This is a genomic window from Rickettsia senegalensis, assembly GCF_056135685.1.
In genome coordinates, this window is the sequence record NZ_JBVYTQ010000001.1 from 1,300,620 (window position 1) to 1,326,473 (window position 25,854).

Here is a 25,854-nt window from a genome sequence, read left to right on the forward strand (position 1 = left end):
TATTGCAGTTACGCCTATTAAAAAGCTATACGTTCAATAAGAGTACCAATAACCTTATCATGAATATCCAATGACTTGGAAAAGCAGATTGTCTTACGTGCAAGCCTCTTGCATCTCGTTCTAAGGTTCAAGTTACTTCGTTCTATCCGTTGAGTGTATTTTTTACTGATAATATACTTTTTAGGGTCTAATAACCTAGCATAACTCCCCCATCCATCTGTATAGTAAAAAGTCACCTTGAAATTCTCTAGTTTTTTCAGTAATGATTCTAATGTGCTATCACATCTTGTACCAAACGTATAAGCAACTACTTTTAACGAAATCTTATCCAAGGCATACCAAAGCCATCGTTGTCTGGATTTATTCTGTACATAAGACCATTGTTCATCTATCTCAGGAGCAATAATTACTTCTGTTGTACTGATAGAATGATTTATTGTTTTTTAATACTAGATTTTTTTAAAACACGGATAACTGTATTGATACCCACTTTTAATACTCTTACTGTATCTCTAACTCCAGAGCCGTTGATTGACATTTCTACTATTTGCTCCTTAACTCCAGGCTTAGATGCATTATTAATATACTCCAATTGAAAATATCGATTACACCGCTTGCATTGATATCTCTGTTGTTTTGAAATTGAATATCCTGACTTTATTACTTCTTCTGTGTTGTTACAATATCTACACTTAACATCTATTTTTGCCATAACTCCTTAACTATAATTCTCTCTTATTACTGTTTGAGGATTATAGACTATTTACTCTAAACTGCAATACGGAGGCACGACCCTTTTTTTATATCTACGCAACAAGGTCTTGCAGGAATGACGGAAAGCAACAACCGCCAATCGAAAAAGCATACTATAGAACAAACTTAGCTAAGTCAAGATTAGTTATTATTTTTGATAATTGATTTTCTACGAATTTATCATCGATAGTTATTTTTTTGCCTTTCATTTCGCTAGCTTCAAAGCTTATATCCTCAAGCAAATTCTCAAGTATAGTATGCAGCCTTCTAGCCCCTATATCTTCGACTTCTAAATTAACGGTGATCGCATAATCCGCTATCTTCTCAATAGCAGAAGCAGCAAATTCAAGATGCACGTCTTCAGTACCTATTAACGCCGAATATTGCTTTATTAAACTAGTTTCAGGTTCAAGTAATATTTTAATCATATCATCTTTGGTGAGTGAATTTAATTCCACTCTAATCGGTAATCTTCCTTGTAACTCTGGTAATAAATCAGAAGGTTTAGCAATATGGAAAGCACCTGAAGCAATAAATAATATATGATCGGTTTTAACAGGGCCATATTTAGTATTAACCGTTGTTCCTTCTATCAAAGGTAGCAAATCTCTTTGCACTCCCTCTCTACTTATTTCAGCATTTTTTGCTCCGGAACTACCGGTCGAAGCTATTTTATCAATTTCATCAATAAAAACTATCCCATCATTTTCAGCTAAATTTATAGCTTGCTGAATAATTTTTTCTTGGTCTATTAATTTTTCTGATTCCTCAGGTATAATAATAGCTATAGCATCTTTAACTAGCATTTTTTTTGTTTTAGTCTTACTGCTACCAAGGACTCGTCCAATCATATCGCCAAGGTTAAGAACGCCCATAGATGCTCCAGGCATGCCTGGTATTTCAAAACTTCCACCACCGACAGGTGTAGTATCAGCTACGCTAATTTCGATCTCCGTATCATCGAGTTCGCCGTTTAAAATTTTTTCTTTGAACTTTTCTCTAGTCTCACTACTAGAAGTTTTACCTACTAAACTATCTAATATTCTCTCTATCGCTTTTTCACGTGCATTAATATCTACTTGCGTTTTTGCTAAAGTTTTTTCAGTATTAACGGCTATTTCGACTAAATCACGAATTATTGATTCTACATCACGCCCTACATATCCGACTTCGGTAAATTTAGTTGCTTCAATTTTATAGAAAGGAGAATTAGTCAACTTTGCAAGGCGTCTTGCTATTTCCGTTTTCCCGACACCGGTTGAACCGATCATTAAAATATTTTTCGGTACTATTTCGTTACGTAAATTACCTTCTACTCTTTTACGACGACAGCGGTTTCTAAGTGCAATAGCAACAGCTTTTTTGGCCTTTTCTTGACCTACGATAAATCTATTAAGTTCATTAACTATTTGAGAAGGGGTAAGCCCCATAGGGTCTTTTTTATAAGTAGTTTTAGTAGCTTTCATACAACTTTTTCCATTATAATATTATGATTAGAAAATACACACAAATCTGCAGCTATATTCATAGATTTTAAAGCAATTTCTTCAGCAGTTAAATTGTTCTCGTAAGACATTAAAGCACGAGCGGCAGATAGTGCAAATAAACCACCTGAACCTATTGCCGCAACATTATTTTCAGGCTCTACGACATCACCGTTGCCGGTTAAAATTAATATATGACTACGATCAGCAACAATCATCATTGCTTCCAAACGTCTCAAATATTTATCGTTACGCCAATCTTTTGCAAGCTCAACTGCACTTCTAAGTAGATTATGCTTATGTTGCTCTATCTTTACTTCAAGTTTTTCAAATAACGCAAGACCATCAGCCGTAGAACCCGCAAAACCGGCAATAATTTTATTATTTGCTATAGTCCGAAGTTTTCGTGCTATAGATTTTAGTATGGTATTACCATGCGAGACTTGTCCATCTGCTGCTATAATTATTTCTTCGTTCTTTTTTAAACAAAGTATTGTTGTGCCGTGTAAGGCTAAATTATCTGACATAATATAAAATTTATTGATATTAAGTTGTTAATTAGGTACTATATAGTATTGAATTACTCCTCAATAAAATAAAGAGTTATTCGACGCAACTTCAAAAAGAGCTAGGAGTTCAAAGTCCTCGGAACGGAAGCCGTTACTTAATATAGTTCGTACCGCAGCTCTTGTAGAACATTGTCACCAATTTTTGAAGTTCTATCTTAGTATATACTCAAATGATTTCAAGAATTGAATTTGTTATCAAATGGTGAACGCACGCAGCTTATACTTAATAAGTGAGTACGTGAATCCATGAAGATAACAAAGAGCAATCCTTGAAATCAGCAGAGTATACTTGACTAATCAGGTTTAATTAATTATTGTCCCTTGAATTTTCAAGGCTTAAACTTAAATAATGAATATATACGCAATATACATTAACTCCACACAAAAAAATAATAATTTTATTGTTATTGAAGAAGGCTTTTCATGGACAGCTGCTCTTTTAAGTGTATTTTGGGCATTATACCATAAAATGTGGTTAGTTATTGCTATTGTCGTAATAGCGAATATAATCGTTACGGCGATTAATATCGAAGAGTTAAAGTTTATATTTAAGATAGTCTTAATATTAGGCTTTGGCTTTTTTGCTTCAGATATTAGAGAAAATTATTTAAAAAGAAATAATTACCGACTAGAAGATATAATAATTGCCAACTCTAGCATTGAAGCTGAATTGAAATTTTTAGCACGTAGTATGCTTGTTTAATTTATGTCATTGCGAGAAGAATTACGCAGTAATCAGGGTGAAGCAATCCCAGGATATTTGAACGAGATTGCCGCGTCGCCTACGGCTCCTCGCAATGGCGATTTTCGCTTCAATAAAGCCTTTAACAGGAATAAAATGATGTATAACAAAGAAAATGTTTTTGCAAAAATTATAGATAAAAATCTTCCGGCAAAAATAATGTATGAAGACGAACAAATTTTAGCATTCAAAGATATAGCACCCGTAGCACCTGTACATATTATCGTTATACCTAAAAACGAATATATAGATTATGCGGATTTTATCTCTAAAGCTCAAATAGACGAAATAAAACATTTTTTTGCTAAAATTTCCGATATAGCGAATGAAGCAGGGCTAGACAAAGATGGTTATCGTTTAATAACTAATAAAGGTGAAAAATCGGGACAAACTATTTTTCATTTTCACTTCCATATTATCGGAGGCGAAAAACTCATCGGATTAATAAATAAATGACTAAAAAATACAATATTGCAGTAATCGGAGCTACAGGAAATGTAGGGAGTGAAACTCTAAATATTCTAGCTGAGCGTAATTTTCCCGTTAATAAAATTTATGCTATAGCTTCAGATAACTCTATCGGACGAGAAATAAGTTATGGGGAAAAAATACTGAAAATCAGTAGTTTAACTAATTTAAATTTTGATGATATCGATATTGCTTTTTTTTGTGCCGGTTCAGAAGTTTCAAAAGAATTTGTACCTAAAGCTACTGCTAGTAGTTGTGTAGTTATCGACAAATCCTCACTTTTTAGAGTTGACAATCAAGTACCGTTAATTGTACCTGAGGTTAATTTATCAACACTTACAGAGTTTAATACTAAAAATATCATAGCTAACCCTAACTGTATAGTAATTCCGCTTGCAGTAGCATTAAAACCGCTAGATAATGAAATAAAGATTAAAAGAGTAGTGATATCTACTTATCAATCAGTATCAGGAGCAGGTAAAGCAGGAATGGACGAACTCTACGACCAAACAAAATCTAAATATGTTTTTGGAGAGAATAATCCTAAGAAATTTCCAAAACAGATTGCATTTAATCTTTTTCCTCATATAGGTGATTTAAATCAAGATGGCTATACAAGTGAAGAAGCAAAAATTGCTTTCGAACTAAACAAAATTATGGGCAATCACTTTAAAGCTAGTGTTACTTCGGTGCGAGTACCGGTATTTATCGGTCATTCTATATCGGTTAACATAGAATTTAACGACAAAATGGATGCTAACATTGCTGAGGAAATATTGCAAGACGCAGATGGAATTGTTACAATTTCTAATAATAATGACCTTGCTTATTTCTCGCCCGTTGAAGTGGTAGGCGAAGATGCCGTATATGTCTCCCGCATTAGAAATGACGTAAGTAAACCTAATACGATAAATCTATGGATCACATGTGATAATTTACGTAAAGGAGCAGCTTTAAATAGCGTCCAAATTGCTGAAGAACTAATTAATAATTATTTATAATATAACTAATATGGATAATAACAATAATAATCTAAATAAAAAAAACCCGCTAGTAATAGCATTAGGCGAATGTAGAACAGCTTTTTGGATAGTCTTTTGGTTTGCTTTTGTAATCAACTTACTAATGTTAATTACTCCTCTTTACTCACTACAAGTTCTTGATAGAGTCCTTGGAAGCGGTAATCTACAAACATTATTATTTTTATCAATAATAATCGCATATATCTATTTTGTTTACGGATTATTACAAATTGCTCGTTCTTTTACACTTATAAAGGTAGGAGAATGGCTTGATAGAACAGTAGCTCCCGTAATTTTTGCTTCTTCAATTTCTGCAGCCGTAACACGAGCAAATATGGGTTCTAGCCAATTATTACGTGATTTTCAAGCTGTCAAAACATTCCTAACAAGTACCGGAATTAATACTTTATTCGATGCCCCTTGGAGCCTTATCTATATCGCCGTTATTTTCTCAATTCATCCATATATCGGTCTTATTACCGTTTTTGGTGCAGTTATCATAGTTTCAACCGCTTTCTTTAACGCTGCCGCTACTAATAAAACGCTCGGTGAAGCTACCGAATTTTCGATAAAAGGTATGACACAAGCCGATATTGCAAACAGAAATGCAGAAGCAATTGAGGCAATGGGAATGATGAAAAATGTTACAAAAAATTGGCATAAATTTAACATATTAGCACTTGATAAACAATCAGTTGCTAGCTATCGTAACGGTGTTATTTCTAACTTTTCAAGGTTTATCCGTAACATAATGCAAATGGCTGTTACCGGAGTCGGTGCTTACATTGTTGTAAAATCTCACAGTGCAGATATGACGCCCGGTAATATGATTATGAGCTCTATCATAGTCGGTAGAGCTCTTGCTCCTTTCGATAATGCTATTGATTTATGGAAAAGTATGAGCGGTGCTATTAAATCATACAAAAACATTAATAATTTATTTAACACTTATTCTTCTAGAGATGAAGCGATGCCAATTCCGAACGTTGATGGTCATCTTACTGTTGAAAATATTTATTATGCTCATCCTATACCGAAACATTTACCACAACCTCCCGTACCGAAATATATCTTAAAAGGCGTTAGTTTTACAGTACAGCCGGGCGAAGTTTTAGCAATTATCGGTCCTTCGGCTACAGGAAAATCAACTTTAGCTAAAATCATAGTCGGAGCATGGAAAGAATCATCAGGTTCAGTACGTTTAGATGAAGCAGAAGTTTACCGTTGGAATAGAGACGATTTCGGTAGACATGTTGGCTATCTTCCCCAAGGAATAGAACTTTTTAGCGGTAGTATTAAACAAAATATAGCTAGAATGGAAGAAGATGCCGATCCGCAAAAAGTTATTGAAGCAGCTAAAATAGCCGGAGCTCATGAAATGATATTAAGATTCCCTGACGGTTATGATTCTGATATCGGTCCTGCAGGCTCTAATCTATCAGGTGGTCAAAGACAACGTATCGGGCTTGCTAGAGCTTTTTACGGCAATCCAAAACTTATCATTTTAGATGAGCCTAATGCTAATTTAGATGAGGCAGGTGAAGTTGCCCTTGCAGGTGCCTTAAAACAAGCAAAGCTTAAAGGGATAGCAGTCGTTGTAATTTCACATAGACCTTCCGTATTATCCGTTGTTGATAAAATTCTAATATTACAGGATGGAGCCGTTGCAGTTTACGGAACGGAAGAAGAGATTCAAAAACACTTTAAAACTTTAAAAAGCGGCACAATTCATATTAATAATTAATGGTATTACCGCATGGCTTCCAAATCGTCATTGCGAGGAGCGAAGCGACGCGACAATCCAGAAAAAATAATTAAAAAAAATCTGATTTACAGATTTTTTTACTGGATTGCTTCGTCGAATTACTTCGTAATTCTTCTCGCAATGACGAAAAACACCAATAATTAATGATTAAATATTATGCAGGACTTAAAACACAATAAACCTCAAATTACTCCGGAGCAATTGAAACAATTATTGTCCTTACGCGAAGATTCATTAAACCTTAAAGGTCAAAGTTCTAAGCGTAAAGCTTTAATAAATACTACATTAAAGATAACCTCTCACGTTATAGAGTTCTTATTAGTAAAGCTTGACAGGTTTGTTAATTTTACTACCAAAAAAACAGATAAAGATCGTAATAACGTAGCCCAAGCTGCAAGGTCACCTATACTTTTCGGTATTTATGTTATTATCTTTTTAGTATTAATAGGCGGATTATGGGCAGCGCTTGCCCCTCTTGATAGCGGTGCTGTAGCTGTCGGTATCGTAATGCCAAGCACAAATAAAAAAACGGTTCAACATAATGAAGGTGGAATAATCAATGCTATTTACGTTAAGCAAGGTGACAAAGTCAAAGAAGGCGATAAGTTAATAGAGCTTGAAGCAACTAGAATAAAAAGCGAATATGAAAATATTCTTGGTCAGTACCGTAATTTTTTAGCAACTGAAAATCGTTTAATTGCCGAACGTGATAATTTAGAACAAATCGAATTCTCTGATTTTCTAATGCAGGATATAAATTTACCGGAAGTGGCTAAAATAATTCATACACAGGAAAATTTATTTAGATCTAGAAAAGAAGTATATAACTCAGAGAAAGATGCATTAAATCAAAATATTGCTCAACTTGAGAAAAAAATTGAAGGTTTAGAAGCAAAAAAAGTTGCCGCTTCAAAAACTGCTGAAGTTTATCAAGACCGTTTAAAAGCTGTAAGAACGTTAAAAGAAAAAGGCTTTGTACAAAAAGCAGCTTTATTAGACCAAGAAGCAAAAGTTGCCGCTTCAAAAAGCGATGTTGCAACAACTGAAGCCGAAATAGCAGGGATACGCCATGCTATTACCGAAACTCAAATTAAAATTATAAATCAACAAAATAAATATACTGAGCGGACTTTAACAGAGCTTCGTGAAGCTCAAGTACAAACAGCCTCTCTTAAAGAAAAATATAATTCCCTGACGGATTCACTTAATCGTGTGATAATAAGATCACCTGTTGACGGTATAATTAATAATTTAAAATATCATACAATAGGTGGTGTTATAAGTCACGGACAACCTATTATGGAAATTTCACCAATTAATGATCCATTAATAATAGAAGCAAAGGTATCTCAAAAAAACATTGACTCAGTACATGAGGGGCTAGTTGCAAAAATACGTTTCAGTGCATTTAAATCAAGAACGACCCCAACATTTACCGGTAAAGTAGTAAGCATATCACCCGATATCGTACAAGATGAAAGACAGCATCCGGGACAACAACAAGATAATTATTATGTTGCAAGAGTTGAAATTGATATGGATGAATTTAACAAAGTTGCTAAAGTTAAAAATCTTGAGCTACATCCAGGTATGCAAGCTGAGGTACAAATCGTAACCGGTACTAGAACACTACTTAGATATTTACTTGATCCCGTTACTGATACTGCATTTAAAGCTTTCAGAGAAAAATAGATAATTTGAAGATTTTAGGCTAGATAACTTTGCAGAACCTAAATATTTTGTAATAATATTTATTAAAAATTCTTAATCTTTTATTGACTTTTAACCAAAAAAGTATAGCTTATTTCGAAATCTAATTATATATAAAGGTTATGTTAGGCTACGAAAAAGAACAAAAAAGTTTAAATAAAGAACAAAAACAAGCTGTCGGATTACTTTCTATAGGTACATTTCTAGAGTATTTTGACCTTATGCTTTATGTGCATATGGCGGTGCTTTTAAATAATTTATTTTTTCCGGAATATGATCCTTTCACTTTTTCGCTGCTTACTGCCTTTTCTTTCTGCTCTACCTACTTGTTAAGACCTATAGGAGCATTAATATTCGGATATATAGGAGATCATTTTGGACGTAAGATTGTAGTTGTTTTAACTACTCTATTAATGGCTATTACTTGTGTGATTATAGGCAGTATGCCAACATATGCACAGATAGGTATAACAGCCTCTTGGGTTCTTACTATATGTCGTATAATTCAAGGTATGTCGGCAACTGCAGAAGCACGAGGTGCAGAGCTGTATTTAACCGAAAATTCATCTCCTCCTATACAATATCCGTTAGTAGCAATTATAACTGTATTTTCTGCCGTAGGCACGACGGTAGCACTAGGTATTGCATCAATTTTTACTAATCAAAATATTTATCAACATGAATCAAGTTGGCGTATAGCTTTTTTTGTTGGCGCAACTATTGCTTTTGTAGGTACTATTGCGAGGACTAGTTTAAAAGAAGCAGAGGCATTTTCAAATAAAAAAAATAAATTAAAACTAAGACTTCAAGAAAATAATATTACGCTTGAAGAAATTGACAAAGATATTCTAGATCAAAAAGTTCCAAACGCCACTTCTATTTGGTATTTCTTTATCCAATGTGCGAGACCTCCGTGTTTTTATTTCGTGTATATATATTGTGCTGATATATTAAAAAGAGAATGCGGTTTTACTCCGAATCAAATTATAAATCAAAATTTTTGGGTATCTATAATAGATTTACTCGGTATTATCGGTCTTGCATTTATTAGCTATAAAATCCATCCTTTAAAAATCTTAAAGGTAAAATTATATCTATTTTTTACCTCTCTCATTTTTTTTCCTATAATGCTAAATTATAACCCTACTCCTTTATATATTTTTATTTTTCAATGTTTAGCTGCATTATTCGTATTTGATCACGTACCGGCAGCTCCTATATTTTATAAATATTTTCCGGTTTTTAAGAGATTTACATATACTAGTATGCTAAGTGCAATAGCAAAATTATTTACGTATATTATAACGTCATTTGGTTTAGTTTATATTACCAATTATCTAGGATATTGGGGATTATTTTTAATTTTCATTCCGGTAGGTATAACTTTCTTTATGGGAGTAACTTATTTTGAGAGAATGGAAAAGAATCGAAATTTATAATTTTATTAAAAGTAGAATTTATATTAAACTTTAAATTATTTTTATAACATTCAGCATATATAAGCTCTGAAACTGAAGGTATTTCAAGTATTTCGCTTAACACTAAAAAGCTTTTTAATGTCTCTTTAATTATTTTATGAGCTTTTTCAGGCGATTTTGCTTCTAAAGTTTGTAAATTATGTATTCTATCAAAAAGTTTTATAAGAGCAGTATCGTATCTTTTTTGTTTAATTAATAAAATAAGACTTTTCGCACTACTTATTTTTCCACAAGGTTTAATTCTAGTTAGACCTTCTACATGCCTTGCTACCTCTTCATCAAAAATGTTACTAATCATTTCTTCAGTAAGTTCAGTATCTTCAATAGTGTCATGAAGTAATGCGGCTTGTAGCATTCTAAAAGTAAAGAGTTTAGGTGCTTCTTTTGCTACAAATTCTGCTACCATAATTGTTACTGCGATTGGATGAGAATAATAAGGATCACCCGATTGACGCATTTGCTCACCATGATATTTACGAGCATAATAAATACCTTTTTTAACTTCCCTAATATCAACAGGTTGTTTTACTTGGGTATTTAAAAATAAAAGCCTTTCGATTAATTTATGTGAATATTTACAGCTTTCAAAATTTTTTTCCCAATATTCTATATCTTGCATAAAATCTCCCAATTACATATATATTATTTTATTGGTTTTTCTTATGAGTATTTTTTATATTTTCTTTTTAAAATCCAATATTTAATAATTTTTCTATTTTTAATGCTAAAAAATAACTATATATTAAAAATAGTTTTTTACAAAGGTTTATACGTCATCCTTAACTATCATCTATATTTTTCTTATTACAACAATCTTGATATCTTTATTTTGTCGTGATAAAAGACCTGCATATTTAGGTATAGGCATTACAATTTTAGCCGCTTTATATCAAGGCGTAATAAATATTATAAGAGTTGGGGCTTTATCTATTTTTGCTGCTATTACTTATACCTATTTTAATTTACAGCTAAATAAAGTACTAAAAACCTTATTATTTATATTAATCTCCCTTTGTTTTACTTTATTTGCTTTTCATAAAGTGTCAGGATTTTTTAATATACTTGCTATTAATAAAGTACAGTTATCGGAATTATCCATACCGTTTTCTATGTATCTAAATTTTGATAAGGTAATGCCGGCTTTAATAATTTTCTCTATCAGTAATTTATATATTTTAGAAAAACAAGCGAGTAGCGGCACTGTAAAATACACATTACTACCTTTATTACTGTGTATAACAATAATGATAGCCCTGTCTTTGATAAGCGGTTACGTCTTATTTGAGCCTAAAATCCCAAGTATATTACCGATATGGGCAATTAATAATTTCTTTTTCGTATGTATAGCTGAGGAAACATTCTGTCGAGGATTTTTACAAAGAATATTACAAAATCTTTTACCGAACCAGCAAATTTTAGCTGTTATTATAGCATCTTTAATGTTTGGGGTCGCACATTTTCAAGGCGGGCTAATATATAGCCTTAAGTACTATATGCGGTTTTTTCTATGGTTATACATATTACAAGACCAATAAAATATTATGCTCTATGATATGTAGAAGTCAAGATTTAATCTTACAGACATTATAAAAATTATATCTGAATGTCTGATAAGTTATGACTGTCAGATGAGTATTCAAGATATAAGATTTCGTTATTCTTTTCAACAGCTAACTTTTTACTATCCATAAAAGTCTGCATAGGTGTTTTTCCATAGCAATATTTACCGGAATGCGGTCTTTCATTATTATAATATTCTAGCCAAATATCAAGATCTAGTTGTAGATCATCAAGATCAGTATAGATCTTTTTACGCATAGCAGTATCAAAGAATTCTTGTTTCATAGTTTTATTAAAACGTTCACACATACCATTTGTTTGAGGAGAATATGCTTTAGTAGTAGTATGCTCAATACCCTCAATGCTTAAGAACAATTCAAAAGCATGATGTTCTATATTACCTTTATACTCACCACCTCTATCAGTTAAAATACGAAGTACTGGTATTTGCTGACTCTCATACCATGGTAACACTCTATCATTAAGCATGTCAGCAGCGGTAAGTGCTGTTTTATCAGTATATAGTTTAGCCTCTGCAACCCGAGTGTAACTATCAATAAACACTTGAGAATATACCTTGCCTATGCCTTTAAAATTACCTACATAATATGTGTCTTGGCATCCTAGATAACCTGGATGCTGTGTATCAATCTCACCATGAGCTTCTTTCTCGCTACGCCGTTTCTCTAATACTTGTAACTGAGCTTCGGTAAGAACAATACCATCCTGAGCCATTTTGGCTTCTAATGCTTTAAGTCTTTTATTGATATTATTTAAATCATTACGTAGCCAAATAGATCTAACTCCTCCAGGTGATACAAGAATACCAGTCTTTTTAAGCTCATTTGATACTCGCAGCTGACCATAAGCGGGGTATTCTATTGCCATATCTAATACTGCTCTCTCTACGGCAGGATCAACTCTATTCGCTATAATTGGCTTCTTCCGACTAATCTCATATAATGCTTCTTCTCCTCCTGTTTCATATAACTCTTTAAACCTATAATAACTGTCTCTACTGTAACCCATAGCTTTATATGCTGACGATATACTACCAAGACTCCTAGCTAATTCTATTAATCCTATTTTTGGCTTTATTATTTTTTGATTTAGATTCATCTCTAATCCTCCATTTAATATTATCTTAATTTTACTAAATGTAAGATTAAATCTCAACTATTACATATGATAGTCCATTTTGGTCTAAATTTATGCCATTTATTGTTATTTACTTATCCTGCTCTTAAAACTTTGTGAAATACATTTTCAGTAGACAAACACGTAAAGTTTTTTTATTTATAAATAGTAAACATAATAACTAAGTTTTATGAACAACGACATCCCTACGGATTTATTACCTTCAGAATATGAGTTAGCAAGCTCTAGTAATACTGCGTTGACTCTACTTTTAATGGGAGCAACTTTATTATTCTTGATAGGTTATTGCTGCTACTGTTGTTTTGATAATGAGCGAAAAGATATGGGGCTTGAATTAATCGGTGACCACCACGAACATGATGAATAATATTTTTAAATTATTTCATGGTTCTTAATGTCATTCCTGCGTAGGCAATTATAGTGCTGGATTTTTACTTTATGTCATTCCTGCCTACGCGGGAAAGCATTGTTACGTAGACCGGTAAAACCTACTGTGTCACCCCGTGGCTTGCTAACTAGGTCCATAAAAACAATAAAAAATACTAATAATTTTAGTATTTTTAACTGGATCCCGTGGTCGAGCCACGGGATGAGACAGAGGTGAAACTGATCCACGTAACAATACCTCCTCGCAATGACGATTTGGTACACACAGGCAATACCTAGCCTACAACTTACTCGGATCAAAGCTAAAATTAATCTCTTTCCAGTGATTAAAGCGTGCTAGGTCAAGATTTTCGATAGGGCTTGCCTGCCATACCGCTCTAATTGCATTATCCGCCAAAGCTTCACAAACACTAGCCGGAATATTAGGGCAGATTCTTTCTTTTACCTTTGCCTGCTCAACATTACCTGCTTTATCGAGCGTAATGCTAATAATGACTTTTACCTTATTATTGCCTCTAACCCCTGCAGGCACATTGCTCCAATGTCTTTCAATTTGTCTTTTTATCAAAGATGTTTCACTATCGGAAAGAGGCAGCCCGTCCGTATAAACCCCTTTAGCTTCTTTTGCATTATCAACTTTTTTTGATCTTTGATGCTTAGTGGATTTTACATTATCCCCTTCCGAAGATTGCTCTAAATTCTTCAGTAAAGAATCAAGCTTATCAGTTTTAGGCTCTTTTTTCTTTACCTCTTTTGGTTTCTCTTCAGGTTTTTTAACTACAACTTCCTCTTTTTTCTCTTCGGGCTTCTTCTTTTCTTCTGTTTGTTTTTTTTCCTCTTCTTTAGTCTTTTCTTCCTTTGCTTCTTCTTTCTTCTCAGGTAACGCTTCTTTTGCTTCTTCAGGCTTTGGTTCTTCTATAGGTTTTTTCTCTTCTATTTTTGGCTTTTCTTCTATTGTTTTAGCCTCAAGCTCTTTTGTTTTTTCTTCTTTAGGCGAGTCTTGCGGTTTTTCTTCTTTTGGCTTACTTTGCTCCGACTTTTTAGCATCTTCGTTTTCTATAGGGGCTTCTTTTTGCTTTGTTTGGGTTATGATATTTGGTTTATCGCTAACAGGTAGCATTTCAAAAGTTATAGTTTGCCCTTCCGGTAATTTTTCAAAAAGTGACGGCATACCGAATAGAAAAAAATATAAAAGAAGTAAGTGCAGAACAACAGAGAAGCTAAGGAAAACCGTAAAATTATCCCTATTTTGGTTACTTTTCATTATTTTTAATATTTGAAATAAGAGCTACACAAGAAAAGCCGGCAGCATGAATTTCGGCAACTATCTCTACCACCCGCCCATAAGAGACATTCCTATCACCTCTTACAAAAATTCTAGCATCCTTTTTTTCTTTAGTGATATTTGCAAGCTTGTCGGTTAAATGTGTGCTCTCTATAAGAGATTCAAGCAGGAAAATTTCACCTTTATTATTGATAGTAACGACTAGCGGTTCATCCTGCCCTGAAATCGGACTTGAATTTGTCTCAGGTAAATCCACATTTACTCCTGAAACAAGCATTGGAGAAGTAATCATGAAAATAATTAATAGAACAAGCATCACATCAACGAGCGGAGTAACATTAATTTCACTAACTACCGCTCTTTTACTTTTTCTATTACTTCCGGCAAGCTTTATAGCCATTACATTTTCTCCTGATCAATTGCCTTAGAAAGTATAGAATTTAACTCGCTACTAAAATCTTCAATCTTATTATTTATAAGAGTAATACGGGAAATAAGATAGTTATAAAAAATTACTGCCGGAATAGCTGCAAACAAGCCTATCGCAGTTGCAAGTAGTGCTTCGGCAATCCCTGGGGCTACTACTGCAAGAGAAGTATTTTTTGAAGTAGCAATCGACTGGAAACTGTGCATAATCCCCCAAACCGTACCGAATAACCCTACGAAAGGAGCACTTGACCCAACGGTTGCCAGGAAGCTTAAATTCTTCTCAAGTTTTTCGACTTCCCTATTTTGAGCTAAGTACATTGCACCCGTTATACGCTCTTTATGGTTGTTTTTTAACGCATCAGAAAGCCCTTTAGTATTTAAACTCTTACACTCATCCATAGCCGAGACAAATATCAAAGCTAGCGGATTATTAACCGACCTCTTTATGCTTTCATATAATTGCTCTAATACTCCACCGGACCAAAACACATTTTCAAAATTTTTCATTCTTCGCTGCACTTGTGCTAGCTTAAATATTTTATCCAAAATAATAGTCCACGACCAAATGGAAGCGATAAGCAACATCAGCATAACCGATTTACCGATTATGTCGGAGGAGCTTATTAAAGAAAAAATCGATAAATGATCTTGCGTAACAATTTCTAAGCTATCGCTAATATTATTAATATCCGTACTCATAACTTCCTTGATAAATGATAGACGAAGTTTAATTTGGAAAAAAGCAAGGCATTTTGGAGCTTTTAACCGCAGCGTACATTATTTAGTACGTGAGGATTAAAAGCAAAAAATAACGTAGCCAATTTTTCAAATTAAACGAGTATATAAAATAATATATTCATATTTTACTTTTGTCATTAAATTATGTGAAAAAATTTTGTCATTGCGAGAAAAAATTGAAAATTTTGACGAAGCAATCTCAGGAGTTTGTTATTATTTCATGAGATTGCCACGTCGCTTCGCTCCTCGCAATGACGACTGGGAGTCTACGCAAGCAAGCCTTCTCGCAAGGCGTTGTTGCGTGGAGATTAAAAAAAGTCAATATAGCGCTTAGAGTATAAAAATAATTAAATTTTATATAATTCTAAAAGCTATATTGAGCTTTCCCAAGGGCAATCATTTGTAGAAGTCAAGATTTAATCTTACAGACATTATAAAAATTATATCTGAATGTCTGATAAGTTATGACTGTCAGATGAGTATTCAAGATATAAGATTTCGTTATTCTTTTCAACAGCTAACTTTTTACTATCCATAAAAGTCTGCATAGGTGTTTTTCCATAGCAATATTTACCGGAATGCGGTCTTTCATTATTATAATATTCTAGCCAAATATCAAGATCTAGTTGTAGATCATCAAGATCAGTATAGATCTTTTTACGCATAGCAGTATCAAAGAATTCTTGTTTCATAGTTTTATTAAAACGTTCACACATACCATTTGTTTGAGGAGAATATGCTTTAGTAGTAGTATGCTCAATACCCTCAATGCTTAAGAACAATTCAAAAGCATGATGTTCTATATTACCTTTATACTCACCACCTCTATCAGTTAAAATACGAAGTACTGGTATTTGCTGACTCTCATACCATGGTAACACTCTATCATTAAGCATGTCAGCAGCGGTAAGTGCTGTTTTATCAGTATATAGTTTAGCCTCTGCAACCCGAGTGTAACTATCAATAAACACTTGAGAATATACCTTGCCTATGCCTTTAAAATTACCTACATAATATGTGTCTTGGCATCCTAGATAACCTGGATGCTGTGTATCAATCTCACCATGAGCTTCTTTCTCGCTACGCCGTTTCTCTAATACTTGTAACTGAGCTTCGGTAAGAACAATACCATCCTGAGCCATTTTGGCTTCTAATGCTTTAAGTCTTTTATTGATATTATTTAAATCATTACGTAGCCAAATAGATCTAACTCCTCCAGGTGATACAAGAATACCAGTCTTTTTAAGCTCATTTGATACTCGCAGCTGACCATAAGCGGGGTATTCTATTGCCATATCTAATACTGCTCTCTCTACGGCAGGATCAACTCTATTCGCTATAATTGGCTTCTTCCGACTAATCTCATATAATGCTTCTTCTCCTCCTGTTTCATATAACTCTTTAAACCTATAATAACTGTCTCTACTGTAACCCATAGCTTTATATGCTGACGATATACTACCAAGACTCCTAGCTAATTCTAGTAATCCTATTTTTGGCTTTATTATTTTTTGATTTAGATTCATCTCTAATCCTCCATTTAATATTATCTTAATTTTACTAAATGTAAGATTAAATCTCAACTATTACACATTAGAATCATTACTGAAAAAACTAGAGAATTTCAAGGTGACTTTTTACTATACAGATGGATGGGGGAGTTATGCTAGGTTATTAGACCCTAAAAAGCATATTATCAGTAAAAAATACACTCAACGGATAGAACGAAGTAACTTGAACCTTAGAACGAGATGCAAGAGGCTTGCACGTAAGACAATCTGCTTTTCCAAGTCATTGGATATTCATGATAAGGTTATTGGTACTCTTATTGAACGTATAGCTTTTTAATAGGCGTAACTGCAATATGGAGGCATGACCTACTCTCTATTGCGATTAAAAATGGGAGGATTACCTAATTAATTTTTATTTTATCCATTTTTTTCTCATGTTAATTTATGCACCTCTATATACAATATCTAATATTATAATTCAACTACTAATTGTAATTTTTTATATTTCATTTATTCAGAGAAACATAAAAACGCTCTATGTTTCTTGACAAATGCTATGCTTTTATATATGCTTCTTCGTATGTTAGCAAACAAGAAATAAGGCTTAGGAATAAGTACTTCAAGCTCAGCACCCGTAGCTCAATTGGATAGAGTATATGACTACGGATCATAAGGTTAGGGGTTCGACTCCTCTCGGGTGCGCCATTCTTCATTTTCCGGTATTTCTACAAAAATATCAAACGACCGACCTCGTATAAAATCAAGCTTTTTGCCATTTAATTGAAAGCTCGATAGAACTAATTTTATTAATTGTCTTTCACTAAATCTCTAAACTAAGCAACTTTTCTCTTTCTTCTAAATAGTAAATTTACTACCTTATAAAAAGAAATATTAATAATTTAATTAAGCAACAAGTTGCCTTAATTTGGTCATGCCTCCATATTGCAGTTACACCTATTAAAAAGCTATACGTTCAATAAGAGTACCAATAACCTTATCATGAATATCCAATGACTTGGAAAAGCAGATTGTCTTACGTGCAAGCCTCTTGCATCTCGTTCTAAGGTTCAAGTTACTTCGTTCTATCCGTTGAGTGTATTTTTTACTGATAATATGCTTTTTAGGGTCTAATAACCTAGCATAACTCCCCCATCCATCTGTATAGTAAAAAGTCACCTTGAAATTCTCTAGTTTTTTCAGTAATGATTCTAATGTGCTATCACATCTTGTACCAAACGTATAAGCAACTACTTTTAACGAAATCTTATCCAAAGCATACCAAAGCCATCGTTGTCTGGATTTATTCTGTACATAAGACCATTGTTCATCTATCTCAGGAGCAATAATTACTTCTGTTGTACTGATAGAATGATTTATTGTTTTTTAATACTAGATTTTTTTAAAACACGGATAACTGTATTGATACCCACTTTTAATACTCTTACTGTATCTCTAACTCCAGAGCCGTTGATTGACATTTCTACTATTTGCTCCTTAACTCCAGGCTTAGATGCATTATTAATATACTCCAATTGAAAATATCGATTACACCGCTTGCATTGATATCTCTGTTGTTTTGAAATTGAATATCCTGACTTTATTACTTCTTCTGTGTTGTTACAATATCTACACTTAACATCTATTTTTGCCATAACTCCTTAACTATAATTCTCTCTTATTACTGTTTGAGGATTATAGACTATTTACTCTAAACTGCAATACGGAGGCACGACCTTTTTTTCTTCCTTGCTTCGTCGAATTACTACGTAATTCTTCTCGTAATGACGGAAAAGCAGGTCCACGCAACAATGCCCACTCGCAATAACGATTATTGAGCCATGCAACAAAGCCTTTAGTCGCGGCTTTGTTGCGTGGCTCAATTTCGTTTCTGTCCATCCCGCGAACTTGTAGCGGGATCCAGTTAAAAATACTAAAATTATTAGTATTTTTATTGTGTTTTGGATACCATGGTCAAGTCACGGTATGACACCGAACGGATTTTTCGGTTCACACGGGTGATACCTCCTCGCAATGACGGAAAAACCGCTCCATGTCGGGCGATGTTAAGCCATTCAATAAAATCTAAATATTTCTTAGCATTATTTTACTTAATTCAAAATTCAAGTGTGAGAAGTTTATCTCTTCAAACCCTTTTCTTGGAATAATAATCATTGCGAATTTTATAGCATTAAGCTTAGAATCGCTAACAATAATTCTAATCAGATGTCTTATACGCCTTTTAATTTTGTTGCGAACCACAGCTTTTTTATTTAGCTTTTTGCTAACTTTGATTCCTAAAAAGGTGTTATATTTTGATTCAAGGAAGATTTTTGGAAGTTTTTTGGCTATTACCAAAATAAAATATCTCTCATGGAACTTCTTTCCAAGCTTATTTATAAGATCAAATTCTTTTTGATTTTTTAAAGAGGTAATAGACAATTTGATAAGTCAGATTATTTTAAACAGATAATTTATGTCTACCTTTAGCACGACGTTTTCTTAAAATTGCTCTTCCGGTTGGAGTAGCCATTCTAGATCTAAAGCCATGTCTTCTTTTTCTAACTAAATTGCTAGGTTGAAATGTACGTTTCATAATATTTATACCGAACGAAAATTAATTACTTGTAACAAAATAAATGTCATTGCGAGGAAAAACTGTAAGTTTTGACGAAGCAATCTCAGGGTTTTATACTATTTCATGAGATTGCCACGCTTCTTTCAGTCGCTCGCAATGACGTTTACTATTTATACTTAAATATGTGTTTTTGCTTGCTCTACGATACTTGCGAATCCATCACTGTTATTGACGGCAAGTTCTGCAAGTACTTTACGATCTATATCGATTTCTGCTTTTTTAAGAGCTCCCATAAATTGAGAGTAAACAAGCCCATGCTTCCTTGCTGCCGCATTTATTCTTTGAATCCATAACCCTCTGAAATCACGCTTACGATTTCTACGGTCTCTGTAAGCATATTGAAGGGCTTTTTCTACTTTTTCAATGGCTACTCTAAAACAGCTATTAGCTCTACCTCTATAGCCTTTGGCTAATTTGAGGATTTTTTTATGTCGATTTTTGGAAATTTTTCCTGATTTTGCACGTGTCATTGCTGTGGCTCCTAATTAAATTAATTTATACCGTATGGTAGAAAATATTTTTTAATATTATATCCGTCTTGAGGACACAGTATTGTAGTTCCTCTAAGGTTACGAATTTGAGCTTTAGTACGACGACGCATAAAATGTTTTTTACCTGCTTGAGATGCGATAACCTTACCGGTAGCAGTAAGTTTAAAACGCTTTTTTACAGCAGATTTTGTTTTTAATTTAGGCATGATTATTCCTTTAAATTGGTATTTACTAAGATTTAAACTGTAATTAGGCATACCAAAGCCACGTACAGATAGAAAACTAGATAATAGTTTTTTTTATTAGTTATTGCAAGATTTTTTTATAAAAATGTATTATAATGTGCTTAACCAATAAATAAATTATTAAAAAATGTTTGGACAAAATCCTAAAAGAAACATATTAAGCGGTGACGGTACTAAGCTAGAGGTACAGTCCATTTTTAAGACTATACAAGGGGAGGGTATTTTTGTAGGTTACCCCGCCATCTTTATTAGGCTTGGAGGGTGTAATCTTGCTTGTAATTTTTGCGATACGGAGTTTGAAGATTTTGAGTTAGTAGATATAGCCGAGATTTTAAATAAAATAGAAAGTTTAGCATTAAATTCTAAAAATGAAAAATCAATTAATTTGGTAGTAATAACCGGCGGCGAGCCGATGCGTCAACCTATAGAATTATTATGTCAGAAGTTATTAGACCGAGATTTTAAGGTTCAAATAGAGACTAACGGTACGTTATATCGCTCTTTGCCGAATGAAGTGTCTATAATTTGTTCGCCGAAAGCCGGTAAAAACGGTTATAGTAAAATAAGGGAAGATTTATTACCTAAAATTAGTGCAGTGAAATTTATTGTTGCTAAAAATATTTTAGAATATAGCATCATACCGGAAATAGGGCAAACCTCTTATAATATACCGGTTTTTATTCAGCCTATGGATCAAAACGACCAAAGACTTAATGCCGAAAATAATGAGTTAGTAGTAAAATTAGTCCTAGAAAGCGGTGCTAGGTTATCGTTGCAGACTCATAAATTTTTAGGTATTGAGTGAGATACTCGTTTAATTTGAAAAACTAGCATCGTCGTTTTATATTTTTTGTTCCTCACGTAGCTTATCTACGCTGCGGTCAAAAAATATAAAACGCCTTGCTCTCCTCCAAATTAAACCTCGTCTCTCTGAAAATTATTAGTTAAGTTATATAGTATCCTAAAAGTACTTGAATTTTATATTAATTGAAGCTATTATAATCTTTTTTAAGTTTAAAGTGTTGAAATAATGAGCGAAATATTAGAACTCGAAGCGAAATCCCGCACGGAATTCGGTACGGGAGCGGCAAGAGCATTAAGAAGAGAAGGGTGTGTTCCGGCTATTGTTTACGGAGCGGGTAAAACCCCTGTTAGTATTGCTTTGGAAGAAAAGGAAATAACTAAATATTATAGAAAGCCGGCATTTATCTCTCAGTTAATTAATTTAACGATCGATAAGAAAAAATATAAAGTATTACCGAAAGCGGTGGAATTACATCCCGTTACGGATATAGTTCGCCATGTTGATTTTGTCTTTTTAGAAGAGAAAACTCAAAAAATGGAAGTACCTGTAGTATATGAAGGGAAAGAAAGAGCTTTAGGCGTTAAAAGAGGCGGATATTTTAATATAGTAAAAAGAAGAGTTACTTTATTATGTGATGTTAATAACATCCCAAGAAACGTAACTATCGACGTTACTAATATGCCTATTGCTACTTCGCTAAAATCCTCAAAAATAGAATTACCGAAAGGATGTAGTTTTACTACTAAAAAAGAATTTATTCTTGCAACTATTATAGGACGTAGAGGAGCAAAAACTGAAGCTGAAGGTGAACAACAAGCCGTTGAAGCAGGGTAGTAAGATAATTCTCACGATAAGGACTTGCTTAGATACTTAAATCGTCATTGTGAGCGGGCAAGATACCAAAACCGTCATTCCTGCAAGACCTTGTTGCGTAGATATAAAAAAAGTAGCTGCGAACTAAGAAAAGTAGTAAATCGACAAAAAACTTAACCACAAGTGTGTATGTCAAAGCTACAAAAAGTTTGCAACTGGAAAGAATATAACAGAAGTTTAAAGAAAAGAGGAACAATAATTTTCACATTTTGTGAAGAATATTTAAAAGAGTTATATTATGGAGGGGACAGAGGCAAGGAGGAGCGAGAAGATATAATAGCAAGATGTATGAATATTTGCTAACAATTAAGCTGTTATTAAGATTGCCATGGCGAGCAACAAGCGGATTTGCAGAAGGAATGTTTAGCAAAATATTTGCGGGTAAGGATTTAAGAATACCGGATTATGCCCATGCATCAAGAATCGCTAGTAAGCTAAAGTTACGAGTAAAAAATATTGGAGTACAAGAGAAAGGTTCAGGGAAAGAGATAGTATTTGATAGTACCGGAGTAAATGTATATAGCACCAGTGGGTGGCATCAAAGGAAATACGGTAAGGATGGATTATAACGGTAAGGATGGATTATATCGTAAGAGAGAACAGTGGAAGAAGATACATGTAGCAGTCGATTTAGATAGTATGGAAGTACTATCTGTAGCCTATACGGATAGTAACACAAACGACTGTGAAGTTGTTGGTGATATGAGCAAAGAGATAACAGGCAAAGCTAAAACCGTTATAGCAGATGGAGCTTATGATACGCAGGAGTTTAGAAAGATAATATATGATTGGGGAGCACAAGATTTAATGCCCCCAGCACGAACATCTAAGTCACAAGATGAATTAAAGAATAAAAGCAAGGTAGAGAAAGAACATTTAGCTTACAGAGATAAAGTAATAAAAGGAATTAGAGAATATAAAAATTTTGATGAAGGTTTAAAAGCATGGAAAATTAATAGCGGCTATCATCAAAGGTTAAGGGTTGAATCGTTTATGTTTAGGTTGAAGCGAACGTTTGGCTTTAACTTACAACAAAAAACAGAGAAAGGAAGAAAAAACGAAGTAATTACTAAGATAAATATATTAAATGAAATGATTGCCCTTGGGAAAGCTCAATATAGCTTTTAGAATTATATAAAATTTAATTATTTTTATACTCTAAGCGCTATATTGACTTTTTTTAATCTCCACGCAACAACGCCTTGCGAGGAGCGAAGCAACGTGGCAATCCAGAAAAAGATTAAAAAAATTCTGTAAATCAGCATTTTTACTGGATTGCTTCGTCGAATTACTACGTAATTCTTCTCGCAATGACGAAAAACCAATCCATGCAGGTAATACTGAGTTAAGGATGACATTATTCTATACTTCTTCCAAATTAATATTTCTTCAAAAATTTTCCATTAATATTTATTAGGTATATTATTATGATTCTTGTTATTGGTCTTGGTAATCCAGGAAAAGAGTATCAATATACGAGGCATAATATCGGATTTATTGCTATAGAGAAAATAGCAAACCAATATAATTCATCATTTAGTATAAAGAAAAAATTCAATTGTGAGATCGCTGAAACTATTAGTGATGGACAAAAGATAGTTTTTATAAAGCCCACTACCTATATGAACTTGTCCGGTAAGTCAGTGATATCGGTGAAAACATATTATAATATCCACTCCGCAAAAATCTTTGTTATTCATGATGATATTGATTTAGAAACAGGTAGAATAAAGTTTAAGCTTGGCGGCGGTAACGGCGGGCATAGCGGTTTAAAATCGATTGACGGAGTTATAGGTAATAATTATAACAGAATTAGGATTGGAGTCGGTAGACCGCAAAATAATCAGGATGTAGCAGATTACGTACTTAATAATTTCCTGAAATCCGAATATGCAACAGCAATGCAAGCTATAGATAAAATTACTGATAATTTTGATTTAATATTAGAGAATAAGTTAGAAGAATTTAAGAATAAGATAGTATAAAAATCGTCATTGCGAGAAAAAATTGAAAATTTTGACGAAGCAATCTCAGGAGTTTGTTATTATTTCATGAGATTGCCACGTCGCTTCGCTCCTCGCAATGACGACTGGGAGTCTACGCAAGCAAGCCTTTCTCGCAAGGCGTTGTTGCGTGGAGATTAAAAAAAGTCAATATAGCGCTTAGAGTATAAAAATAATTAAATTTTATATAATTCTAAAAGCTATATTGAGCTTTCCCAAGGGCAATCATTTGTAGAAGTCAAGATTTAATCTTACAGACATTATAAAAATTATATCTGAATGTCTGATAAGTTATGACTGTCAGATGAGTATTCAAGATATAAGATTTCGTTATTCTTTTCAACAGCTAACTTTTTACTATCCATAAAAGTCTGCATAGGTGTTTTTCCATAGCAATATTTACCGGAATGCGGTCTTTCATTATTATAATATTCTAGCCAAATATCAAGATCTAGTTGTAGATCATCAAGATCAGTATAGATCTTTTTACGCATAGCAGTATCAAAGAATTCTTGTTTCATAGTTTTATTAAAACGTTCACACATACCATTTGTTTGAGGAGAATATGCTTTAGTAGTAGTATGCTCAATACCCTCAATGCTTAAGAACAATTCAAAAGCATGATGTTCTATATTACCTTTATACTCACCACCTCTATCAGTTAAAATACGAAGTACTGGTATTTGCTGACTCTCATACCATGGTAACACTCTATCATTAAGCATGTCAGCAGCGGTAAGTGCTGTTTTATCAGTATATAGTTTAGCCTCTGCAACCCGAGTGTAACTATCAATAAACACTTGAGAATATACCTTGCCTATGCCTTTAAAATTACCTACATAATATGTGTCTTGGCATCCTAGATAACCTGGATGCTGTGTATCAATCTCACCATGAGCTTCTTTCTCGCTACGCCGTTTCTCTAATACTTGTAACTGAGCTTCGGTAAGAACAATACCATCCTGAGCCATTTTGGCTTCTAATGCTTTAAGTCTTTTATTGATATTATTTAAATCATTACGTAGCCAAATAGATCTAACTCCTCCAGGTGATACAAGAATACCAGTCTTTTTAAGCTCATTTGATACTCGCAGCTGACCATAAGCAGGGTATTCTATTGCCATATCTAATACTGCTCTCTCTACGGCAGGATCAACTCTATTCGCTATAATTGGCTTCTTCCGACTAATCTCATATAATGCTTCTTCTCCTCCTGTTTCATATAACTCTTTAAACCTATAATAACTGTCTCTACTGTAACCCATAGCTTTATATGCTGACGATATACTACCAAGACTCCTAGCTAATTCTAGTAATCCTATTTTTGGCTTTATTATTTTTTGATTTAGATTCATCTCTAATCCTCCATTTAATATTATCTTAATTTTACTAAATGTAAGATTAAATCTCAACTATTACATTTTATCTATTTAATATCTCTTCTTTTTCCTGTAAAGCTTTCCATAGCTCCTTATTTCCTGCTATTACCGTATCTATAATTTTAGTATTTTCATAAAGAAATTGATCTTGTTTTAAACAACCTACTTTAGAGTTCTTAGGTATGTTGATATCACCGAAAGCCGGTTCTTCTTCCTTAGTCAAGACCTTGAAAAAAGTTGTTTTACCTGCTCCGTTAGCATCTACTAAACCATATCTTTTATTATTTTTAATATGCAAATTTACATCGGTAAATAGTATTCTTGCACCATAACTCATGGCTAAATCGTTTATAATAATCATATT

32 protein-coding genes, 1 tRNA gene and 1 pseudogene are annotated in these 25,854 nt (G+C 33.3%); 17 read left to right on the forward strand and 17 right to left on the reverse strand.

Features of this window, described 5'->3' with window-relative positions; translation table 11 throughout:
• Positions 1-17: 17 nt before the first annotated feature.
• The 3 genes from AC0ODJ_RS07165 to hslV all read right to left on the reverse strand — a co-directional run bounded on the left by AC0ODJ_RS07165 (position 18) and on the right by hslV (position 2,764).
• A protein-coding gene (locus AC0ODJ_RS07165) for an IS1 family transposase (RefSeq protein WP_474465112.1) occupies positions 18-712 on the reverse strand; the annotation gives its coding sequence in 2 pieces (ribosomal slippage) (positions 18-439 and positions 439-712; 696 coding nt in all).
• Between the two features lie 154 nt (positions 713-866).
• Entirely contained in the window at positions 867-2,219 is a 1,353-nt protein-coding gene (hslU, locus tag AC0ODJ_RS07170; RefSeq protein ID WP_218460417.1) for an ATP-dependent protease ATPase subunit HslU, read from the reverse strand.
• Entirely contained in the window at positions 2,216-2,764 is a 549-nt protein-coding gene (gene hslV, locus AC0ODJ_RS07175; protein WP_218460416.1) for an ATP-dependent protease subunit HslV, read from the reverse strand. The genes hslU and hslV overlap by 4 nt, the downstream gene beginning before the upstream one ends.
• Before the next feature lie 391 nt (positions 2,765-3,155).
• Between hslV and AC0ODJ_RS07180 the strand changes: the two genes are divergently transcribed.
• The 6 genes from AC0ODJ_RS07180 to AC0ODJ_RS07205 all read left to right on the forward strand — a co-directional run bounded on the left by AC0ODJ_RS07180 (position 3,156) and on the right by AC0ODJ_RS07205 (position 9,952).
• Positions 3,156-3,509 carry a DUF2628 domain-containing protein gene (locus tag AC0ODJ_RS07180; RefSeq protein ID WP_218460415.1) on the forward strand — a complete coding sequence of 118 codons (354 nt, stop codon included), beginning with the start codon at positions 3,156-3,158 and terminating at the stop codon, positions 3,507-3,509.
• A 138-nt stretch (positions 3,510-3,647) separates the two neighbouring features.
• Positions 3,648-4,004: an HIT domain-containing protein gene (locus AC0ODJ_RS07185; protein ID WP_218460419.1), complete on the forward strand. Its 357-nt coding sequence runs from the start codon at positions 3,648-3,650 to the stop codon at positions 4,002-4,004.
• A complete protein-coding gene (gene asd, locus AC0ODJ_RS07190; protein WP_474465538.1) occupies positions 4,001-5,017 on the forward strand; it encodes an aspartate-semialdehyde dehydrogenase in 1,017 nt (338 codons plus the stop codon). Before AC0ODJ_RS07185 ends, asd begins: the two co-directional genes overlap by 4 nt.
• A gap of 10 nt (positions 5,018-5,027) precedes the next feature.
• Positions 5,028-6,782: a type I secretion system permease/ATPase gene (locus AC0ODJ_RS07195; RefSeq protein WP_218460413.1), complete on the forward strand. Its 1,755-nt coding sequence runs from the start codon at positions 5,028-5,030 to the stop codon at positions 6,780-6,782.
• A 177-nt stretch (positions 6,783-6,959) separates the two neighbouring features.
• Positions 6,960-8,495 (forward strand): HlyD family type I secretion periplasmic adaptor subunit, encoded by a 1,536-nt coding sequence (locus tag AC0ODJ_RS07200; RefSeq protein ID WP_218460412.1) that lies wholly within the window; start codon positions 6,960-6,962, stop codon positions 8,493-8,495.
• 140 nt (positions 8,496-8,635) lie between these two features.
• A complete protein-coding gene (locus tag AC0ODJ_RS07205) occupies positions 8,636-9,952 on the forward strand; it encodes an MFS transporter (RefSeq protein WP_218460411.1) in 1,317 nt (438 codons plus the stop codon).
• Here AC0ODJ_RS07205 and AC0ODJ_RS07210 read toward each other — a convergent pair.
• A complete protein-coding gene (locus tag AC0ODJ_RS07210; protein ID WP_218460410.1) occupies positions 9,903-10,610 on the reverse strand; it encodes an HD domain-containing protein in 708 nt (235 codons plus the stop codon). The genes AC0ODJ_RS07205 and AC0ODJ_RS07210 overlap by 50 nt on opposite strands.
• 196 nt (positions 10,611-10,806) lie before the next feature.
• On the opposite strand from AC0ODJ_RS07210, the gene AC0ODJ_RS07215 reads away from it, so the two are divergent.
• A complete protein-coding gene (locus AC0ODJ_RS07215) occupies positions 10,807-11,526 on the forward strand; it encodes a CPBP family intramembrane glutamic endopeptidase (RefSeq protein WP_256621229.1) in 720 nt (239 codons plus the stop codon).
• A 58-nt stretch (positions 11,527-11,584) separates the two neighbouring features.
• Here AC0ODJ_RS07215 and AC0ODJ_RS07220 read toward each other — a convergent pair whose 3' ends face one another.
• Positions 11,585-12,670 carry an IS481 family transposase gene (locus AC0ODJ_RS07220; protein ID WP_474465759.1) on the reverse strand — a complete coding sequence of 362 codons (1,086 nt, stop codon included), beginning with the start codon at positions 12,668-12,670 and terminating at the stop codon, positions 11,585-11,587.
• Positions 12,671-12,878: 208 nt separating this feature from the next.
• On the opposite strand from AC0ODJ_RS07220, the gene AC0ODJ_RS07225 reads away from it, so the two are divergent.
• Positions 12,879-13,076: a hypothetical protein gene (locus tag AC0ODJ_RS07225; RefSeq protein WP_218460784.1), complete on the forward strand. Its 198-nt coding sequence runs from the start codon at positions 12,879-12,881 to the stop codon at positions 13,074-13,076.
• 93 nt (positions 13,077-13,169) lie between these two features.
• Positions 13,170-13,336, forward strand: a pseudogene (locus AC0ODJ_RS07230) (tRNA lysidine(34) synthetase TilS); the annotation flags it as partial.
• A gap of 40 nt (positions 13,337-13,376) precedes the next feature.
• Here AC0ODJ_RS07230 and AC0ODJ_RS07235 read toward each other — a convergent pair.
• The 4 genes from AC0ODJ_RS07235 to AC0ODJ_RS07250 all read right to left on the reverse strand — a co-directional run bounded on the left by AC0ODJ_RS07235 (position 13,377) and on the right by AC0ODJ_RS07250 (position 17,074).
• Positions 13,377-14,360, reverse strand: a complete 984-nt coding sequence (locus AC0ODJ_RS07235) for an energy transducer TonB (RefSeq protein ID WP_474465542.1) — start codon at positions 14,358-14,360, stop codon at positions 13,377-13,379.
• The gene (gene tolR / locus AC0ODJ_RS07240) at positions 14,350-14,781 is read right to left on the reverse strand and encodes a protein TolR (RefSeq protein ID WP_218460786.1); all 432 of its coding nucleotides are present in this window, start codon (positions 14,779-14,781) and stop codon (positions 14,350-14,352) included. The genes AC0ODJ_RS07235 and tolR overlap by 11 nt, the downstream gene beginning before the upstream one ends.
• Positions 14,781-15,509, reverse strand: a complete 729-nt coding sequence (gene tolQ / locus AC0ODJ_RS07245) for a protein TolQ (protein WP_474465545.1) — start codon at positions 15,507-15,509, stop codon at positions 14,781-14,783. The genes tolR and tolQ overlap by 1 nt, the downstream gene beginning before the upstream one ends.
• Before the next feature lie 479 nt (positions 15,510-15,988).
• Positions 15,989-17,074 (reverse strand): IS481 family transposase, encoded by a 1,086-nt coding sequence (locus tag AC0ODJ_RS07250; RefSeq protein ID WP_121834048.1) that lies wholly within the window; start codon positions 17,072-17,074, stop codon positions 15,989-15,991.
• Between the two features lie 28 nt (positions 17,075-17,102).
• Between AC0ODJ_RS07250 and AC0ODJ_RS07255 the strand changes: the two genes are divergently transcribed.
• Together AC0ODJ_RS07255 and AC0ODJ_RS07260 are read left to right on the forward strand one after the other, a co-directional pair.
• On the forward strand, positions 17,103-17,396 hold the full coding sequence (locus tag AC0ODJ_RS07255) for an IS1 family transposase (protein WP_474465838.1): 294 nt from the start codon (positions 17,103-17,105) through the stop codon (positions 17,394-17,396).
• Between the two features lie 291 nt (positions 17,397-17,687).
• Positions 17,688-17,764: transfer RNA gene (locus AC0ODJ_RS07260), tRNA-Arg, on the forward strand.
• A gap of 252 nt (positions 17,765-18,016) precedes the next feature.
• Here the strand turns inward: AC0ODJ_RS07260 and AC0ODJ_RS07265 are convergent.
• The 6 genes from AC0ODJ_RS07265 to rpmI all read right to left on the reverse strand — a co-directional run bounded on the left by AC0ODJ_RS07265 (position 18,017) and on the right by rpmI (position 20,391).
• A protein-coding gene (locus AC0ODJ_RS07265; RefSeq protein WP_240466735.1) for an IS1 family transposase occupies positions 18,017-18,711 on the reverse strand; the annotation gives its coding sequence in 2 pieces (ribosomal slippage) (positions 18,017-18,438 and positions 18,438-18,711; 696 coding nt in all).
• 40 nt (positions 18,712-18,751) lie between these two features.
• Positions 18,752-18,955: a hypothetical protein gene (locus AC0ODJ_RS07270; protein ID WP_474465847.1), complete on the reverse strand. Its 204-nt coding sequence runs from the start codon at positions 18,953-18,955 to the stop codon at positions 18,752-18,754.
• A gap of 186 nt (positions 18,956-19,141) precedes the next feature.
• Entirely contained in the window at positions 19,142-19,498 is a 357-nt protein-coding gene (gene rnpA, locus AC0ODJ_RS07275; RefSeq protein WP_218460757.1) for a ribonuclease P protein component, read from the reverse strand.
• 19 nt (positions 19,499-19,517) lie between these two features.
• Positions 19,518-19,652, reverse strand: coding sequence for a 50S ribosomal protein L34 (rpmH, locus tag AC0ODJ_RS07280; protein WP_218460758.1), 135 nt, complete (start codon positions 19,650-19,652; stop codon positions 19,518-19,520).
• 158 nt (positions 19,653-19,810) lie between these two features.
• Positions 19,811-20,164: a 50S ribosomal protein L20 gene (gene rplT / locus AC0ODJ_RS07285; protein ID WP_218460759.1), complete on the reverse strand. Its 354-nt coding sequence runs from the start codon at positions 20,162-20,164 to the stop codon at positions 19,811-19,813.
• Between the two features lie 20 nt (positions 20,165-20,184).
• Entirely contained in the window at positions 20,185-20,391 is a 207-nt protein-coding gene (rpmI, locus tag AC0ODJ_RS07290) for a 50S ribosomal protein L35 (RefSeq protein ID WP_202068800.1), read from the reverse strand.
• A gap of 166 nt (positions 20,392-20,557) precedes the next feature.
• Here rpmI and AC0ODJ_RS07295 point away from each other — a divergent pair, with 166 nt between their 5' ends.
• From AC0ODJ_RS07295 to pth, 6 genes are all read left to right on the forward strand, one after another.
• Positions 20,558-21,235 (forward strand): 7-carboxy-7-deazaguanine synthase QueE, encoded by a 678-nt coding sequence (locus tag AC0ODJ_RS07295; RefSeq protein WP_474465548.1) that lies wholly within the window; start codon positions 20,558-20,560, stop codon positions 21,233-21,235.
• Between the two features lie 225 nt (positions 21,236-21,460).
• Positions 21,461-22,069 carry a 50S ribosomal protein L25/general stress protein Ctc gene (locus AC0ODJ_RS07300; protein ID WP_218460761.1) on the forward strand — a complete coding sequence of 203 codons (609 nt, stop codon included), beginning with the start codon at positions 21,461-21,463 and terminating at the stop codon, positions 22,067-22,069.
• Between the two features lie 168 nt (positions 22,070-22,237).
• A complete protein-coding gene (locus AC0ODJ_RS07305) occupies positions 22,238-22,411 on the forward strand; it encodes a hypothetical protein (RefSeq protein WP_474464565.1) in 174 nt (57 codons plus the stop codon).
• On the forward strand, positions 22,393-22,677 hold the full coding sequence (locus AC0ODJ_RS07310; protein WP_474464682.1) for a transposase: 285 nt from the start codon (positions 22,393-22,395) through the stop codon (positions 22,675-22,677). The genes AC0ODJ_RS07305 and AC0ODJ_RS07310 overlap by 19 nt, the downstream gene beginning before the upstream one ends.
• Complete coding sequence (locus tag AC0ODJ_RS07315) at positions 22,667-23,236, forward strand: transposase (RefSeq protein ID WP_474465473.1); 570 nt, start codon at positions 22,667-22,669, stop codon at positions 23,234-23,236. Before AC0ODJ_RS07310 ends, AC0ODJ_RS07315 begins: the two co-directional genes overlap by 11 nt.
• Before the next feature lie 299 nt (positions 23,237-23,535).
• Complete coding sequence (pth, locus tag AC0ODJ_RS07320; RefSeq protein WP_218460219.1) at positions 23,536-24,093, forward strand: aminoacyl-tRNA hydrolase; 558 nt, start codon at positions 23,536-23,538, stop codon at positions 24,091-24,093.
• A gap of 287 nt (positions 24,094-24,380) precedes the next feature.
• Here the strand turns inward: pth and AC0ODJ_RS07325 are convergent, their stop codons facing one another.
• Both AC0ODJ_RS07325 and AC0ODJ_RS07330 read right to left on the reverse strand, forming a co-directional pair.
• Entirely contained in the window at positions 24,381-25,466 is a 1,086-nt protein-coding gene (locus tag AC0ODJ_RS07325) for an IS481 family transposase (protein WP_121834048.1), read from the reverse strand.
• A gap of 67 nt (positions 25,467-25,533) precedes the next feature.
• Complete coding sequence (locus AC0ODJ_RS07330; protein ID WP_218460713.1) at positions 25,534-25,851, reverse strand: ATP-binding cassette domain-containing protein; 318 nt, start codon at positions 25,849-25,851, stop codon at positions 25,534-25,536.
• Between the last annotated feature and the right edge of the window lie 3 nt (positions 25,852-25,854).

Coding starts and splice junctions, on each gene's coding strand:
- hslU (WP_218460417.1), bottom strand. CDS start 2,219: ATGAAAGCTACTAAAACTACTTATAAAAAAGACCCTATGGGGCTTACC.
- hslV (WP_218460416.1), bottom strand. CDS start 2,764: ATGTCAGATAATTTAGCCTTACACGGCACAACAATACTTTGTTTAAAA.
- AC0ODJ_RS07180 (WP_218460415.1), top strand. CDS start 3,156: ATGAATATATACGCAATATACATTAACTCCACACAAAAAAATAATAAT.
- AC0ODJ_RS07185 (WP_218460419.1), top strand. CDS start 3,648: ATGTATAACAAAGAAAATGTTTTTGCAAAAATTATAGATAAAAATCTT.
- asd (WP_474465538.1), top strand. CDS start 4,001: ATGACTAAAAAATACAATATTGCAGTAATCGGAGCTACAGGAAATGTA.
- AC0ODJ_RS07195 (WP_218460413.1), top strand. CDS start 5,028: ATGGATAATAACAATAATAATCTAAATAAAAAAAACCCGCTAGTAATA.
- AC0ODJ_RS07200 (WP_218460412.1), top strand. CDS start 6,960: ATGCAGGACTTAAAACACAATAAACCTCAAATTACTCCGGAGCAATTG.
- AC0ODJ_RS07205 (WP_218460411.1), top strand. CDS start 8,636: ATGTTAGGCTACGAAAAAGAACAAAAAAGTTTAAATAAAGAACAAAAA.
- AC0ODJ_RS07210 (WP_218460410.1), bottom strand. CDS start 10,610: ATGCAAGATATAGAATATTGGGAAAAAAATTTTGAAAGCTGTAAATAT.
- AC0ODJ_RS07220 (WP_474465759.1), bottom strand. CDS start 12,670: ATGAATCTAAATCAAAAAATAATAAAGCCAAAAATAGGATTAATAGAA.
- AC0ODJ_RS07225 (WP_218460784.1), top strand. CDS start 12,879: ATGAACAACGACATCCCTACGGATTTATTACCTTCAGAATATGAGTTA.
- AC0ODJ_RS07235 (WP_474465542.1), bottom strand. CDS start 14,360: ATGAAAAGTAACCAAAATAGGGATAATTTTACGGTTTTCCTTAGCTTC.
- tolR (WP_218460786.1), bottom strand. CDS start 14,781: ATGGCTATAAAGCTTGCCGGAAGTAATAGAAAAAGTAAAAGAGCGGTA.
- tolQ (WP_474465545.1), bottom strand. CDS start 15,509: ATGAGTACGGATATTAATAATATTAGCGATAGCTTAGAAATTGTTACG.
- AC0ODJ_RS07250 (WP_121834048.1), bottom strand. CDS start 17,074: ATGAATCTAAATCAAAAAATAATAAAGCCAAAAATAGGATTACTAGAA.
- AC0ODJ_RS07270 (WP_474465847.1), bottom strand. CDS start 18,955: ATGGACAGAAACGAAATTGAGCCACGCAACAAAGCCGCGACTAAAGGC.
- rpmH (WP_218460758.1), bottom strand. CDS start 19,652: ATGAAACGTACATTTCAACCTAGCAATTTAGTTAGAAAAAGAAGACAT.
- rplT (WP_218460759.1), bottom strand. CDS start 20,164: ATGACACGTGCAAAATCAGGAAAAATTTCCAAAAATCGACATAAAAAA.
- rpmI (WP_202068800.1), bottom strand. CDS start 20,391: ATGCCTAAATTAAAAACAAAATCTGCTGTAAAAAAGCGTTTTAAACTT.
- AC0ODJ_RS07295 (WP_474465548.1), top strand. CDS start 20,558: ATGTTTGGACAAAATCCTAAAAGAAACATATTAAGCGGTGACGGTACT.
- AC0ODJ_RS07300 (WP_218460761.1), top strand. CDS start 21,461: ATGAGCGAAATATTAGAACTCGAAGCGAAATCCCGCACGGAATTCGGT.
- AC0ODJ_RS07305 (WP_474464565.1), top strand. CDS start 22,238: ATGTCAAAGCTACAAAAAGTTTGCAACTGGAAAGAATATAACAGAAGT.
- AC0ODJ_RS07310 (WP_474464682.1), top strand. CDS start 22,393: ATGTATGAATATTTGCTAACAATTAAGCTGTTATTAAGATTGCCATGG.
- AC0ODJ_RS07315 (WP_474465473.1), top strand. CDS start 22,667: ATGGATTATAACGGTAAGGATGGATTATATCGTAAGAGAGAACAGTGG.
- pth (WP_218460219.1), top strand. CDS start 23,536: ATGATTCTTGTTATTGGTCTTGGTAATCCAGGAAAAGAGTATCAATAT.
- AC0ODJ_RS07325 (WP_121834048.1), bottom strand. CDS start 25,466: ATGAATCTAAATCAAAAAATAATAAAGCCAAAAATAGGATTACTAGAA.
- AC0ODJ_RS07330 (WP_218460713.1), bottom strand. CDS start 25,851: ATGATTATTATAAACGATTTAGCCATGAGTTATGGTGCAAGAATACTA.